Raw genomic sequence first — 14476 nt, forward strand, 5'->3', positions numbered from 1 at the left:
CGGGCTGCCGCCGCGAACGACCGGCTTGGTCGCCCGCGGCGGCTTGCGCTTACAGCTTGGATTCGAGCTCGGGGATGACCTCGAACAGATCGCCCACCAGACCGATGTCGGCGACTTCAAAGATCGAGGCTTCCTCGTCCTTGTTCACCGCGACGATGCAGCCGGCGTCCTTGATGCCCGCCAGATGCTGGATCGCACCGGAAATGCCGAAGCACATGTACAGCTCGGGGGCGATGACCTTGCCGGTCTGGCCGACCTGCATGTCGTTCGGGCAGAACCCGGAATCCACCGCGGCGCGGGAGGCGCCCACGCCGGCGCCGATCTTGTCGGCCATGCGGTAGATGATCTCGAAGTTCTCCTCGCTGCCCACGCCACGGCCGCCAGAGACGACCTTGGGTGCGGACTGCAGGTCCGGACGGTCGCCGCCCGCGCCCTCGCGCTTGACGAAGCGGGTGTGCGACGGCAGCTCGGCATCCACCGACACCGCTTCCACCGGGCAGGCGCCCTGCTCGCCCACGGCCTTGAACGACGCGGTACGGGCCGAGCCGACCAGCACACCATCCTGCGGCGCCTCGACGGTCACGACGGCGTTGCCGGCGTAGATCGGACGTTGGAAGGTATACGGCCCTTCGACGGCCATGATGTCGGTGACCATGACGCTGTCCAGCAGCGCGGCCACTCGGGGCATCAGATCCTTGCCGAAGGTGGTGTTCGGACCGATGACGTGGGTCACGCCCAGGTCCTGCGCCAGCTTGACGATCTGCGGAGCCAGCAGCGCGGCAACCGGTTCGGCGTTCTCCGCGCGGTCGACCAGCACGACCTTGGTCGCGCCTTCCAGCGTTGCCGCGGCATCCGCCACGGCCTGGCCGGATTCGGCGAAGACGGCGACGGTCACGTCACCGATGGCCTTGGCGCAAGCCATGGCCTTGGAGGTGGATGCGTTCAGTTCACCGCCCAGGTGTTGGGCAATCAGCAGTACGGAAGCCATTAGAGCAGCCCCTTGTCTTTCAGAGCGGAAATCAGTTCATCGGTGGTCTTGACCATGATGCCGGCCTCGCGCTCGGGCGGCGGCGCGGTCTTGGTCACGGTCAGGCCGGCCTTGGGCGTCACGCCCAGGTCGTCCAGGCTCTTGGTGTCCACCGGCTTGCGCTTGGCCTTCATGATGTCCGGCAGCTTGAGATAGCGCGGCTCGTTGAGGCGCAGGTCGACCGTGATCACGGCCGGCAGATCCACCTCGATGGTCTCCAGGCCTTCGTCGACTTCGCGGGCCACGGTGGCCTTGCCGTCGGCGAAGTCGATGGTGGACGCGAAGGTCGCCTGCGGCCAGCCCAGCTTGGCGGAGGTCATCTGCCCGGTCTGGTTGCTGTCGTCGTCAATGGCCTGCTTGCCCATCAGGAACACGTCCGGGCCTTCGGCCTCGGCCAGCTTGGCGAACACCGCCGCGGCGGTCGGCGGCTCGACGGGGCCGTCCACCTTGACGTGGATCGCCTTGTCGCAGCCGAAGGCCAGCGCCGTGCGCAGGGTCTCGACGGCCTTGTCGTCGCCGATGGTCACGGCAATCACTTCGGAGGCCGCGCCGGCTTCCTTCATGCGGATGGCCTGCTCGACCGCGATTTCGTCAAACGGATTCATCGAGTGCTTGACGCCTTCGGTCTGCACGCCGGATCCGTCTCCTTTCACCTGGATTCGCACGTTGTAATCCACAACGCGCTTCACGCTCACAAGTACTTTCATGTTGTTTGGCTCAACAGTTCTCTGTGTTCCGTGTGTGTGTGTCGCGCCGACGCCACACGCCGGCCCGTCCCTTGGCCCTACAAGTTCTGGTAGTTAGGCCCGGATCCGCCTTCCGGCGTGACCCAGTTGATGACTTGATAGGGATCCTTAATATCGCACGTCTTGCAGTGCACGCAGTTGGCCGAATTGATCTGCAGACGCTTGGCGCCGGCCTCCTCGACCACCTCGTACACCCCTGCCGGGCAGAACCGCGTGCAGGGATTGGCATACTCCTCCTCGCATTTGGTGAAGCAGACGTCCGGCTCGATCACCTTGAGGTGAATCGGCTGGTCCTCGTCGTGCTCCGTGGCCGCGAAGTAGACCGAGGCCAGGCGATCCTTGGGCGCCAGATCGCGCGGCGCCTCCGTGAAACCGGGCTCGGCCGGCAGCTCGGCCAGCTTCTTGGTCTGCGACCAGTCGGCCTTGGACTTGAGCGTCCACGGCGACAAACCGGCCACGGCGGTCTCCCAGGCGGCATTGAACATCCCGAACCACAGGCCCTTCTTGAAACCGGGCTTGATGTTGCGGACCTTCTTCAGTTCCTTGCCGACAACCGATTCACGCAGCTTGGCGTCGAACCCGGTCGATTCCAGCTTGGCCGTGAGATGCTCGGCGGCGAGCAGGCCGGAACGCATGGCGGTGTGAACGCCCTTGATCTTCGGCACGTTCAGCGTGCCGGCGCCACAGCCGATCAGCATGGCACCCGGCATTTCGGTGGTCGGCAGCGACTGCCAGCCACCGGTGACGATCGCGCGCGCGCCGGCGGACAGGATCTTGCCATCCTCCAGCAGCGGCTTGACCGTGGGGTGATGCTTCCACTGCTGGAACATCTCGAAGGGCTTGAGCCGCGGATCGTCATAGCCCAGGCCGACGACGTAACCCAACGCGATGCGGTTGTCGGTCAGGTGATAGAGGAAGCTGCCGCCGTAGACATCATTCGGCAACGGCCAGCCCACGGTGTGGACGATCTTGCCGGGCTCGACGCGGCCTTCCGGCACTTCCCACAGTTCCTTGAGCCCGATGCTGTAGTTCTGCGGGTCGTGGCCGTCGTCCAGCTTGTAGCGCTTGATCAGCTGCTTGGACACGGAACCGCGTGCGCCCTCGGCCAGCACCGTGACCTTGGCCCGCAGGTCCATGCCCGGCGTGTAGCCGTCCTTGTGCGACCCGTCCTTGGCCAGCCCCATGTCACCGGTGCGCACGCCAACGACGACGTCGTCTTCGATCAGCGCTTCGGCGGCCGGAAAGCCCGGGTAGATTTCCACGCCCAGCGCCTCGGCCTTCTCGCCCAGCCAGCCCATCATGTTCATCAGGCTGACGATGTAGTGGCCGTGGTTGTTCATCTGCGGCGGCGTCGGCAGCTTCATCGCGCCGGATTCGCTCAGCTTGAGGAACTCGTCCTTGGTCGCGGGCACGCAGATCTCGGGCGGGTCATCACGCCATCCCGGCACCAGCTCGTCCAGCGGCTCCGGCTCGATGACCGCGCCGGCCAGCGAGTGCGCGCCGACAAAACTGCCCTTCTCCAGCACGCAAACCGCGAGATCCGGATTGCTCTGCTTGAGTTTCATGGCGCAGGCCAGACCGGCCGGTCCGGCGCCGACGATGACGACGTCGTACTCCATGACGTCGCGTTCGATGTCGCTCCCGTTCGTCATTGTGTCCTGATGTCAGGTGGGATGGGGGCCAACACTTTAGTCGAATCGGCGTGCAATTTCCGCCGAAACCGGTATCGGAAAACTCAAAAGCATCTGCGCATGGCACTTGCCCTGCGGGTCCGTGCGCAGCGAAGCGATACCTCCGCCGCCCAGGGAATGGCGCAGCAGGAAGTTGTATCCGCCAATGCCGGGCATGGCCCAGCGGCTGACCTCGCCGTCCAGCAGATAGCCGAAATAGGCCTTGACCGCGTCAGCGGTCAGCGCCTGTTCGATGAACGGCAGATACTCGGCAGCGCGCGCGATCACCCCGATGTTGCTGTGATCACCCTTGTCGCCCGACCGCGCCACGGCCAGCCGGATCAGCGGCACCGTCTGCGGCCCCGCGTCGACGGCGTCCAGCCCCAGTCCGTCAAGCGTCGGGGAAGCCGATGCAGACCCGCCCGCGGGAATCGCGACGTCCGACACCGCTTCGCCGACCTGCACCGTGACCGGCACCGCCTGTTTCGGCACCAGCGTGGTGAACAGGCGCACGATCGGCGTGACACTGGGCCGGCCGGAGTAGCCGGTGATGCCGGGCACCATCCCGGTGGCGGCCTGTGCCACTTCGCGGCCGAACAGCTTCAGCGCGTCGCGATTGGCATGGGTCGCCACCATGCGCACCGTCACCTCGCGCGGCGCGACCTGCGCATGCGGGCCGTACATGGCCTCGGCGCCGATCAGCTCGACATGCGTCTGGAGAAACCCGCCGAGACCGGCGGCTTCGAGCATCCGTCCGACCTTGGCGAAGATCGCGTCCGCGGCGGCCTGCCCCTTCGCCGGCGCCTCCAGGCCACCGACGACGAAGCTGACCATCGTCCGGAATCCGGACGGGTACGTCGCCGACACCTTGTAATGCCCCGTGGGCGCCCGGCCACGCGCGCCGGACACGCGGACGCGATCCGGCCCGCTGGCCTCGAGCGCCACGTCCGTCCAGTCACAGATGACGTCAGGCAGCACATAGGCACCGGGATCGCCGATCTCGTAAACCAGTTGCTCGCCGACACTCAGCGGCGAGACCAGCCCGCCGGTGCCATCTGGCTTGCCGACCTCGAAGCTCCCGTCGTCCTGCACCTCGACGATGGGGAAACCCATGTCGTCGAAGCCCGGCACATCCCGCCAGTCGGTGAAATTGCCGCCGGTGCACTGCGCCCCGCATTCGATGATGTGACCGGCCAGCGAGCCGGCGGACAGGCGATCGTAGTCGTCCTCGCCCCAGCCGAACTCCGCCATCAGCGGCCCCAGCACCAGCGCCGAATCCGCGCAGCGGCCAGTGACGACGATCTCAGCGCCCTGCAGAAAGGCATCGCGAATCGGCAGCGCGCCCAGATAGGCGTTCATCGTGACCAGTCCGCGCGGCATGGCGGCATCGGTGTCCAGATCCCGGCAGTCGGCGAATTCCTTTTGACGTGGCAGCAGATCATCGCCGCCGACATGAGCGATCGACAGCGTCACGCCCGCCTGCTCGGCGGCGTCCCGCAAGGCCGCGCAACAGGCCGCCGGATTCAGGCCACCGGCGTTGACCGCCACGCGAATGCCCTGCGTCTTGATCGCGCCAAGCAGCGGCGTGAGCACCTCGACGAAATCGTCCGCGTAGCCGGCCGCCGGGTCCCGCATCCGCTTGAGCGCAAGAATCGACATGGTGATCTCGGCCAGATAATCGGCAACCAAGTAATCGATATTACCCTTGGTGACGAGTTGTTCCGCGGCGGTGGACGTATCACCCCAGAACGCCGATGAACACCCAATTCTGACCGTCTTTCCCATGATTCCTGACGCCTCCTTGTTTCCGCCCGGCCCGTTCACTCATTCCTTCACCAGGCGGGCGCAGCATGCCAGCGCAGTCGAATCGAATTCAAGGGTAATAAAAATTACCAGACCGGTTCGCGGCGGCATCGGCCAGCCACCCTGTCGAGTGAATCGGGAACTCGGGCCGCACTCTCCCACTCCCAAGGCAGACACGGCACGGATGTGCAGTGCATCATTAGCGCCCCTTACGACATGCGAGGACACGAGCCGATGGCGAGCCTGAGTTGTTTCAAAGCCTACGACATTCGCGGAAAAGTACCGGACGATTTGTCGCCCGAACTGGCTTTCCGGATCGGTCGGGCCTACGCAGCCGAGCTCAAGCCGACCCGTGTCGTCGTCGGTCGCGACGTCCGCGATTCCAGTCAGGCGCTGGTCAACGCGCTCGCGCTGGGCCTGCAACAGGGCGGCTGCGAGGTCCATGACATAGGGCTCTGCGGCACCGAAGAAGTGTATTTCGCGACCTTTCATTTCGAGATGGACGGCGGAATCATGGTCACCGCCAGCCACAACCCCATCGGCTACAACGGCATGAAGCTGGTGCGGGCCGGCGCCCAGCCGATCAGCGGCGACAGCGGCCTCAAGGCCATCGAGGAACGCGCCGCGCAGGACACGACGCCGCTGCCGCCCATCGAGCCGACGCTGACCCCGCTGGAACACCGCGCCGCCTACGTCCAGCACCTACTGGGCTATCTCAATGTCGATGCGCTGCGCCCGCTGAAGATCGTCACCAACGCCGGCAACGGCGGTGCCGGCGTCGTCATCGACGCGCTGGCGCCGTTCCTGCCCTTCGAATTCATCAAGGTGCATCACGAACCGGATCCGACCTTCCCCAACGGCATCCCCAACCCGCTGCTGCCGGAGAACCGGGCCGCCACCGCGGAGGCGGTCAAGGCGCATGGTGCCGATTTCGGCGTGGCCTGGGACGGCGACTTCGACCGCTGCTTCCTGTTCGACGAAAACGCCCGCTTCATCGAGGGCTACTACATCGTCGGCCTGCTGGCCAAGGCGCTGCTGCTGAAGGCGCCCGGCGACAAGATCATCCATGACCCGCGCCTGACCTGGAACACAGTGGACGAGGTCCGACAGGCCGGCGGCGTGCCGATCATGTCCAAGACCGGCCACGCCTTCATCAAGGAGCGGATGCGCAAGGAAAACGCCGTCTACGGCGGTGAGATGAGCGCGCATCACTACTTCCGCGATTTCGCCTACTGCGACAACGGCAACATCCCGTGGCTGATGGTCGCCGAACTGATCTGCCGCGAGGGCAAATCCCTGTCGCAGCTGGTCGACGAGCGGATCGAGGCCTATCCGGCCAGCGGCGAAATCAACCGCAAGGTCGCCGACGCGGATGCCACCATCGCCGCCATCGAAACGGAATTCGCCGCCGATGGCGTCATCGACCGCACCGACGGTTTGTCGGTGGACTTCCCGACCTGGCGCTTCAACCTGCGCAAGTCCAATACCGAGCCGGTGATCCGCCTCAACGTGGAATCACGCGGCGACATGGCGCTGATGCAGGAAAAGACCGACGCGATCCTGAAGTTCGTGGACGCGCTTTAACCGACCCTCGAACAGCGAGCGAGCGGAGGCTGGCTTCAGCGGCGTTGCTCGACGACGCCACGGGGCCGGGCCGCCATCGCGAACCCGTGGCCGTGGCGCAGCAGGTAACCCAGCCACTTGTAGACCATCAGGTTGCGGGCGTGCTGGCGTTGCAGCCAGCCGCCGACCTCGGGGTCGATGTCCCGCAGGAAGTCGCAGCGGGACCGACAGGAGTCCACGACCTCGGCCACGCCGGCATCGTGATAAAGCCGCAGCGTGACATCGGGATCGGCCCGGCGCTCGCCCGATTCGGCGTCGAACCAGTAGGTGAGATGCACGGTCGTCGTGTACCGGCAGCGTTCCAGGACGGTCAGGTGCAGGTCGAAGTCCGACTCGCTGCGTGACACCGCGTGATCGAACGGCAGCGGATGATCCGGGACCAGGCGCTGGAACCGCTGGTAGTTCTCGTCAACGAGATTCATCAGACCCGAAAAACTCTCGGGCCGCCCGAGTCGAAGCAGCGTTTTGGGGTTGGCGAGATCCATGCGGTCACTATGCCCATGGCGCCGCCGCCGGTGCAAGCGGTTGACGTGGGCCACGCCGCGTGCATGCTCCATGCCCTGACTTTGCCGGGGAGAACAGCATGAGCGCCGCCGTCCGAACCATCACCACGACCCCGTTCGACGACCAGCGCGTCGGCACCGCGGGACTCCGCAAGAAGGTTCGCGTCTTCCAGCAAACGCACTATCTGGAGAACTTCGTCCAGGCCGTGTTCGACACCCACCCGGGTTTCGAGGGTTCGACCCTGGTCGTCGGCGGCGACGGTCGCTACCACAACGACACCGCGATCCAGACCATCCTCGCGATGGCGGCCGCCAACGGTGTCGCGAAGATCATCGTCGGCAAGGGCGGCATTCTGTCCACGCCGGCGGCCTCGCACCTGATTCGCAAGTACGACGCACACGGCGGCTTCATCCTGTCCGCCAGCCACAATCCGGCCGGCCCGGATGGCGACTTCGGCATCAAGTTCAGCATCCACGGCGGCGGCCAGGCCTCGTCCGCGCTCACCGACGCGATCTACGCCCGCAGCCAAGAAATCGACCGCTACCGGCTGCTGGACGCCGCCCCCGTCCCCCTCGACGACGTGGGTGCCGCGACACTGGGCGACATGACCGTGGACGTCATCGATTCCACCGAGGACTATGCCGACCTCATGGAGTCGCTGTTCGACTTCGACGCCATCCGCGCGCTGCTCGCTTCCGACTTCCGCTTTGCCTTCGACGCCATGCATGCGGTCACGGGCCCGTATGCCACCCGCCTGTTCGTCGAACGCCTTGGTGCGTCACCGGATTCGGTGCGCAATGCCGAACCCCTGCCCGACTTCGGCGGCGGCCACCCGGACCCCAACCTGGTCTACGCGGCTGACCTGGCCGACGAAGCCATCAACCAGCAGGCGCTGGACTTCGCCGCCGCCTCGGACGGCGACGGCGACCGCAACATGATTCTCGGTCGGGGCGTGTTCGTCTCCCCCGGTGACAGCCTGGCGGTGATCGCCGCCAACGCGTCGACGATACCGGTCTACGCCGACGGCATTCCCGGCGCGGCGCGCTCCATGCCGACCAGCCGCGCGCTGGACGCGGTGGCGGCGCAACAGGGCTTTGACGCCTACGAGACGCCGACCGGCTGGAAGTTCTTCTGCAACCTGCTGGATGCCGGACGAATCGCCATCTGTGGCGAGGAATCCTTCGGCACCGGTTCGGATCACGTGCGCGAGAAGGACGGCCTGTGGGCCGTGCTGGCCTGGCTCAACCTGCTCGCGGCAAGGCGCGGCGAATCACTCGCCGAGATCCTGCTGGCGCACTGGAAGACCTACGGCCGGCACTACTACGAGCGCCATGACTACGAGGACCTGAGCGCTGAGCAGGCGGATGCGGTGATGCAAAGCCTGCGTGCTCAACTCGCCGAGCTGCCCGGCCGGACCCTCAACGACCTGACCATCACCGCCGCCGATGAATTTGGCTACACCGACCCCATCGACGGCAGCAGCGCCGACGGGCAGGGCCTGCGAGTGATCTTCGGCGACGCCGCGCGCATCGTGCTGCGCAAGTCCGGCACCGGCACCAGCGGCGCCACTCTGCGGCTCTACCTGGAAGAGCTGCGCAGCGACGAATGGGAGCTGCGCCTGCCGACGCACGAGGTTCTGGGGCCGCTGTCCGCCGTCGCCGACTCGCTGTGCCAGTTGCGCGAGCAGACCGGACGCGACAAGCCGTCGCTGGTCACCTGAGATTCGCCGCGGCCGCCGGGCCTAATCCAGCCCCGGCATCATCCTGCGCCCGGTGGCGGTGAATTCTTCCTTCGCCGGCGTCACCGACGCCGCGGCTTCCGCGGGAGCCGCGCTTGCGGGGCCGCTGAACTGGGCGGGGTCGACGAGCGCCACGGACGGCGGACGGAATGGCAGCAGGAAGCGGATCGTCAGCCCGGACCCGGCCTGGGTGTCCACCCAGATCCTCCCGCCATGCACCAGCATCACCTTCTTGGCGAGCGCCAGCCCGAGGCCATTGCCCGGATAGGTGCCGATGGTATGCAGCTGGGCGAACAGTTCGAACACCTTGTCGGCGTGTTCGGGCGGTATCCCGGGGCCGTTGTCACTGACCGAGAACTCCCACTCGTCCGCCCTCGGCGTGCAGTCGATGGTGATCGACGGCGTCGAACTGCCATTGAACTTGACGGCGTTGTCGAACAACTGCTCGAACAGCTTGGTCAGCAGATCGGGATCCGCAGTCACGATCGGCAAAGCGCCCTTGATGCAGATCAGTTCACGCTGGGGATACCGCGCCGCCACGGTTTCCCGGGCTGCCTGCACGATGGCCTGCAAATCGACCGACTGGCGCATCTGTGGCCGAGTCGCGGTCTCCAGATAGGCGAGCAGGTCCCGGGTCAACGACTTGATGCGGCCGCTTTCCTGCGTCAGGTAGCGAACGTAGTCCTGCACGTCCGGGTTGTCGGCAACCCGCCGCGAAAGCAACTGCGCGTAGCTGCTGATGCCGCGCACCGGCTCCTGCAGATGATGAGCCGCGATGAACGCCACGCGCTCCAGCTCGGCACCGGTGCGCGACACCAGTTCGGCCTGCCGACGAAGCAGCTCCGCCTGCTGGCGCGCTTCGGTCACGTCCTCCACGCTCATGATCGCGCCGATGCCCATGCCGCGCTGGTCGCGAACCGGATGCGCGCTGGCGCGGGCGAGCGCCACCGAGCCGTCGCGGCGATGAAAGCTGAATTCGTAACCCTCGATGCGCTGCCCGCGCATCGCGCGCGCCAGCGGCGTCTTGTTCCACGGCACCGCCATCCCCGAGTCCGCCTCGTAGATGCGAAACACGTTGGCCGACGCGTGGCCGAGAAACGGCTTGTCGCGAAAGCCGTAAAGATCCTGCAGAGCGCCGTTGAACAGCGTCAGGCGACCGTTGCCGTCCACCACGCAGATGCCCTGCTCACTGGTCTCCGCCAGCACGCGCAGTTGTTCCAGCGCGTGCGATTCCACCACCGGCGAGTAGGTCGTCTCGGTGGTTGGCATCTCGTCGACATGGCTGTTGCGCGCCAGCACCCAGGCGCCCACCGGCCCGGTCGCCAGCACGAGCACGAGCACGGCCGCATCCAGACCGGAATCCGGTTTCGCCTGCGCCAGCGCCACGGCCAGCCAGATGCCGAGGGCGACGACGGACAGCGCGAACATCAACGGTCGCAGGCGACGGCGCCGGCTCGCGGTGGGGTCCAGAATCAGCCCCTGCAATCCCAGTCCGACGAGCATCACGCCCAGCGCCGCCGGTGTCGGCAGCGCCGCACCGATCCCGAGCGCCGAACCACCCGCACCGCCCGCCGACAGGATGCCCACGGCGCCCGCCGCGACGAGAAACGCCGTTGTCAGCTCCACCCCGGCCCAGCGGCTCGCCCCGGATCGGGTCCAGGCCATCAGCAGCGTCGCGGTGCAGGCGGCGAACAGGGTCAGTCCCAGCGCCCGTCCACCTTCGGAATGACCGCCGGGCAACTCGAGCGGAATCAGGGCCGACAGGGAGAGATCCAGAACTTCCGCCGCGGCGAACAGAACGCCGACAATCGCGACCATCAAACCCAGGCGACGCAGCCGGAAGAGCAGCATCAGCAGGGAGGTCGAACACAGGATCAGCGCCGCCGATGCGCGCAGGGACATGTTCTCCGACAACCCGCCGGGCCACCACTGCTGAATCTGCGGCGCGAACATCGCACCCAGCCCCAGCAACATGGCCAGCGCCGCCAGGCTGGCGGCGGCGCCCCGCGGCATCCGCGGCTGAACCAGCGTCTCGGACAGCTCAGCCATGCGCCAATGCCACTGCGGGCCGTAGCATGAGGGGAATGCCCAGCCGTCCCGAACCCATGCGCATCCCAGACCGTGCCAGCAGGACATCGCTGCCCCACCTTGCATCAGGCCTCATCGCATTGATCGGAATTTCGGCCTGCACTGGCAACACTCCTGCTTCACTACCGGACGGTCCAGGTCGAATTCTGACACTGACGGACCGGGAAATCGATGAAGCCAGCGGCCTCGCCGTCTCCCGCGCCGAGCCGGGGAGGCTCTGGCTGCACAACGACAGCAGCGGCGCGGCCAGGCTTTACGCATCGGATCACGACGGCCGATCGCTGGGCAGCGTCGATATCACCGGTGTCACCAACACCGACTGGGAAGACCTGGCGGCATACTCCGAAGACGACAACCACTATCTTCTGATCGCCGATGTCGGCGATAACCGGGGCGTGCGACCGACGGTGCAGTTGCATGTCGTCAGCGAACCGATCACGACGACCGCGCCCGTTTCGCCGGCGCGAACACTGAACGTGACCTACCCGGACGGCCCCCGCGACTACGAGGCTGTGGCGGTGGACGAGACGGAACGGGCGGTCTACCTGCTGAGCAAGCGGGATGCTCCGCCACGGCTTTATCGCGTACCCCTGGGCGCAAGCACCGGGGTCGTCACCGCCGAATTTCTCGGCGCGGTGAGCTCCATCCCGCCGCCGACCCCAGCGGATCGGGCCGAGGACCCTCGATTCGGCCGCTATCGCAGCCAGCCCACGGCGATGAGCTTCTCAGCCGCCGCGGACCGGGCGCTGGTGGTGACCTACAAGGACGCCTATCTCTACACCCGGGTCCCGGGCGAACCCTGGCTGCGGGCACTGAACCGGGCGCCACGGATCATCGACCTGCCCCAGCTCGCGCAGACCGAGGCAGGCGACCTGACAGCCGAGGGGAATCTCGCCTTCGTGGCCAGCGAGCGTCTGCCGGCCGCTCTGGTCGAGATCCCCCTGCCCTGACCGGACCCGCGGGCTCAGGCGGCCGTGGACGGCAGCTTGTAGTCGGCGAACTGCTTGCGCAGATTCAGCTTGCTGATCTTGCCGGTGGCCGTGTGCGGCAGTTCGTCAACGAACTGCACATCGTCCGGCATCCACCAGTTGGCGATCTTGCCCTCGAAGTGCTTGAGGATATCGCCGGCGGTCGGCGACTTGCCCGGCTTGGGCACGATGACCAGCAGCGGCCGCTCCGCCCACTTCTCGTGCGGCACGCCGATCACCGCGGCTTCCGCCACGTCCGGATGCGACATCGCCACATTCTCCAGATCGATGGAACTGATCCATTCACCACCGGACTTGATGACGTCCTTGGCCCGGTCGGTGATCTGCATCACGCCCATGGTGTCCATGGTGGCAACGTCCCCGGTGTCGAACCAGCCGTCGGCGTCATGCGCATCGGTGTCGTTGCGCTTGTAGTAGGCCGAGCAGATCCACGGTCCGCGAACCTTCAGCCGGCCAAAGGCCACGCCGTCCCAGGGCAGCTCGTTACCATCGTCGTCGACGATCTTCATCTCGACGCCGAACGCGGGGCGGCCCTGCTTGGCCCTGAGCGCGCTCTGCTGCTCCGGCGACAGCTCCTCGAAACCGCGCGGCGGCAGGTTGATCGTGCCCAGCGGGCTCATCTCGGTCATGCCCCAGGCATGGATGGTCTCGACGCCATACTGCTCGCGGAAGGCGTCCATGATCGCGATCGGGCAGGCCGAGCCGCCGACCACGGTGCGCTCCAGGGTTTCGACCGTCTTGCCCGAATCCTGGAGATGCTTGAGCAGCCCCAGCCAGACGGTGGGCACGCCCAGCGCGATGGTGACCTTCTCGGCATTGATCAGGTTGGCCAGGGTTTCGCCGTCACCCATTTTCGGGCCCGGGAACACCAGCTTGGAACCGACCATCAGCGTGCAGTACGGCACCGCCCAGGCGTTGACGTGGAACATCGGCACCACCGGCAACACGGAGTCGTGGTTGCGGAAACCGATGGACTCGCCACCGTTGGCACCAAAGGCATGGATTACCGTGGATCGATGGCTGTACAGCACGCCCTTGGGATGACCGGTGGTGCCGGAGGTGTAGCAGAGCGCGCAGGCTTCCCGCTCGTCCAGCTCCGGCCAGTCGAACACGTCGGAGGCATCGGCCAGCAGGGTCTCGTAGCAGTGGACGTTGTCCAGAGCCGTGTCGGGCATGTTCGCCTCGTCGGTCAGCACGACGATGCCCTTCACCGTCTCGAACACCGGCGCCAGCTTCTCGATCAGCGGAAACACCAGCTTGTCGACGAAGATGTACTGGTCTTCGGCGTGATTGACGATGTACTCGACCTGATCCGGGAACAGTCGCGGATTGATCGTGTGGCAGACGAAGCCGCTGCACTGGATGGCGTAGTAAAGCTCCATGTGCCGGTAGTCGTTCCAGGCCAGCGTCGCGACCCGGTCACCCCGTTTCACACCTAACGCATCCAGCACGTTCGCCAGCTTGCGGGCCCGCGCGAACATCTCGGAGTAGGTGCAGCGATGGTTGGGATTGTCGGCGGTGACCGAAACGATCTCGCCGTTGGGGTAAACCCGCTCGGCGTGACGCATGATCTGCGTGACCGTCAGCGGGTAATCCATCATCAGACCAAACAATGGCTCGGACATGTCTCCTCCTTGATTATTCTGTCCGCGGTCTTGGAGACCGATCTGGGGGTGATGATCCCTGCCGGACGAGGCCGCCGCAAGTCCGACCAGCCTGGCGAACCCGCGGCTCAGAACCGCTGCCGGCGCAGATTCTTTTCCTGCATCACCATGGTCGCGATCTCCTCCACCGACATGTTCGTCGAATCGGAGAACGGGATACCGAACTTCTTGTAGAGCTTGGTCGCCTGCCGAAGCTCGTAACTGGCCTGCTGAATCGACGCATATTTGCTGCCGGGGCGACGTTCCTCGCGGATTTGCGCGAGTCGCGTCGCATCGATGATCAGCCCGTAGAGCTTGTGCTTCTGATCCTTCAGCGGTTCTGGCAGCTGCCCCTTCTCCAGGTCTTCCTCGGTCAGCGGATAGTTCGCCGCGAACACGCCGTGCTGCAGCGCCAGGTAGAGGGATGTCGGCGTCTTCCCGCAACGCGACGGCGCAATCAGCACGACATCGGCGCGTTCCAGCTTGCGCAGGGACTGACCATCATCGTGCTCCAGCGCGAAGTTCATCGCGTCGATGCGCGACTCGTAGCGCTTGGTCTCACGGCCATGCGCGCGCCCCGAGGCATGCGCCCAACGCACTTGCAGCTCATCCTCCACGGTCGGGATGAAGGTATCGAAGAGGTCG

At 66.0% G+C, this 14476-nt stretch carries 11 protein-coding genes; 3 read left to right on the plus strand and 8 right to left on the minus strand.

The features are described from left to right. Positions 1 to 49 precede the first annotated feature (49 nt). The 4 genes from ABNS06_RS15360 to ABNS06_RS15375 all read right to left on the minus strand — a co-directional run bounded on the left by ABNS06_RS15360 (position 50) and on the right by ABNS06_RS15375 (position 5228). A complete protein-coding gene (locus ABNS06_RS15360; protein ID WP_348675475.1) occupies positions 50 to 988 on the minus strand; it encodes an electron transfer flavoprotein subunit alpha/FixB family protein in 939 nt (312 codons plus the stop codon). Further along, the gene (locus ABNS06_RS15365) at positions 988 to 1734 is read right to left on the minus strand and encodes an electron transfer flavoprotein subunit beta/FixA family protein (protein ID WP_348675476.1); all 747 of its coding nucleotides are present in this window, start codon (positions 1732 to 1734) and stop codon (positions 988 to 990) included. The genes ABNS06_RS15360 and ABNS06_RS15365 overlap by 1 nt, the downstream gene beginning before the upstream one ends. A 77-nt stretch (positions 1735 to 1811) precedes the next feature. Next, positions 1812 to 3407: an electron transfer flavoprotein-ubiquinone oxidoreductase gene (locus tag ABNS06_RS15370; RefSeq protein WP_348675485.1), complete on the minus strand. Its 1596-nt coding sequence runs from the start codon at positions 3405 to 3407 to the stop codon at positions 1812 to 1814. Between the two features lie 54 nt (positions 3408 to 3461). Further along, entirely contained in the window at positions 3462 to 5228 is a 1767-nt protein-coding gene (locus ABNS06_RS15375; RefSeq protein WP_348675477.1) for an acyclic terpene utilization AtuA family protein, read from the minus strand. Between the two features lie 252 nt (positions 5229 to 5480). On the opposite strand from ABNS06_RS15375, the gene ABNS06_RS15380 reads away from it, so the two are divergent. Further along, positions 5481 to 6830 carry a phosphomannomutase gene (locus tag ABNS06_RS15380; RefSeq protein WP_348675478.1) on the plus strand — a complete coding sequence of 450 codons (1350 nt, stop codon included), beginning with the start codon at positions 5481 to 5483 and terminating at the stop codon, positions 6828 to 6830. 35 nt (positions 6831 to 6865) lie between these two features. Here ABNS06_RS15380 and ABNS06_RS15385 read toward each other — a convergent pair whose 3' ends face one another. Further along, positions 6866 to 7354: a DUF1249 domain-containing protein gene (locus ABNS06_RS15385; RefSeq protein ID WP_348675479.1), complete on the minus strand. Its 489-nt coding sequence runs from the start codon at positions 7352 to 7354 to the stop codon at positions 6866 to 6868. A gap of 98 nt (positions 7355 to 7452) precedes the next feature. Between ABNS06_RS15385 and ABNS06_RS15390 the strand changes: the two genes are divergently transcribed. Next, positions 7453 to 9093 carry an alpha-D-glucose phosphate-specific phosphoglucomutase gene (locus ABNS06_RS15390; protein ID WP_348675480.1) on the plus strand — a complete coding sequence of 547 codons (1641 nt, stop codon included), beginning with the start codon at positions 7453 to 7455 and terminating at the stop codon, positions 9091 to 9093. 21 nt (positions 9094 to 9114) lie between these two features. On the opposite strand, the gene ABNS06_RS15395 is transcribed toward ABNS06_RS15390, so the two are convergent. After that, positions 9115 to 11160 carry an ATP-binding protein gene (locus tag ABNS06_RS15395; RefSeq protein WP_348675481.1) on the minus strand — a complete coding sequence of 682 codons (2046 nt, stop codon included), beginning with the start codon at positions 11158 to 11160 and terminating at the stop codon, positions 9115 to 9117. A gap of 119 nt (positions 11161 to 11279) precedes the next feature. Between ABNS06_RS15395 and ABNS06_RS15400 the strand changes: the two genes are divergently transcribed. Then, on the plus strand, positions 11280 to 12149 hold the full coding sequence (locus ABNS06_RS15400) for a hypothetical protein (protein ID WP_348675482.1): 870 nt from the start codon (positions 11280 to 11282) through the stop codon (positions 12147 to 12149). Positions 12150 to 12163: 14 nt separating this feature from the next. On the opposite strand, the gene ABNS06_RS15405 is transcribed toward ABNS06_RS15400, so the two are convergent. Both ABNS06_RS15405 and ABNS06_RS15410 read right to left on the minus strand, forming a co-directional pair. Continuing rightward, the gene (locus ABNS06_RS15405) at positions 12164 to 13813 is read right to left on the minus strand and encodes a long-chain-fatty-acid--CoA ligase (RefSeq protein WP_348675483.1); all 1650 of its coding nucleotides are present in this window, start codon (positions 13811 to 13813) and stop codon (positions 12164 to 12166) included. Positions 13814 to 13920: 107 nt separating this feature from the next. Next, the coding region (locus tag ABNS06_RS15410) for a kinase/pyrophosphorylase (protein ID WP_348675484.1) at positions 13921 to 14476 on the minus strand (556 nt) is incomplete at its 5' end.

This window comes from uncultured Abyssibacter sp. (genome assembly GCF_964000955.1).
Lineage (GTDB): Bacteria > Pseudomonadota > Gammaproteobacteria > Nevskiales > OUC007 > Abyssibacter.

Bases quoted from the DNA above. Each gene is read 5' to 3' on its own strand.
- ABNS06_RS15360 (WP_348675475.1), bottom strand. From the start codon at position 988: ATGGCTTCCGTACTGCTGATTGCCCAACACCTGGGCGGTGAACTGAAC.
- ABNS06_RS15365 (WP_348675476.1), bottom strand. From the start codon at position 1,734: ATGAAAGTACTTGTGAGCGTGAAGCGCGTTGTGGATTACAACGTGCGA.
- ABNS06_RS15375 (WP_348675477.1), bottom strand. From the start codon at position 5,228: ATGGGAAAGACGGTCAGAATTGGGTGTTCATCGGCGTTCTGGGGTGAT.
- ABNS06_RS15380 (WP_348675478.1), top strand. From the start codon at position 5,481: ATGGCGAGCCTGAGTTGTTTCAAAGCCTACGACATTCGCGGAAAAGTA.
- ABNS06_RS15385 (WP_348675479.1), bottom strand. From the start codon at position 7,354: ATGGATCTCGCCAACCCCAAAACGCTGCTTCGACTCGGGCGGCCCGAG.
- ABNS06_RS15390 (WP_348675480.1), top strand. From the start codon at position 7,453: ATGAGCGCCGCCGTCCGAACCATCACCACGACCCCGTTCGACGACCAG.
- ABNS06_RS15395 (WP_348675481.1), bottom strand. From the start codon at position 11,160: ATGGCTGAGCTGTCCGAGACGCTGGTTCAGCCGCGGATGCCGCGGGGC.
- ABNS06_RS15405 (WP_348675483.1), bottom strand. From the start codon at position 13,813: ATGTCCGAGCCATTGTTTGGTCTGATGATGGATTACCCGCTGACGGTC.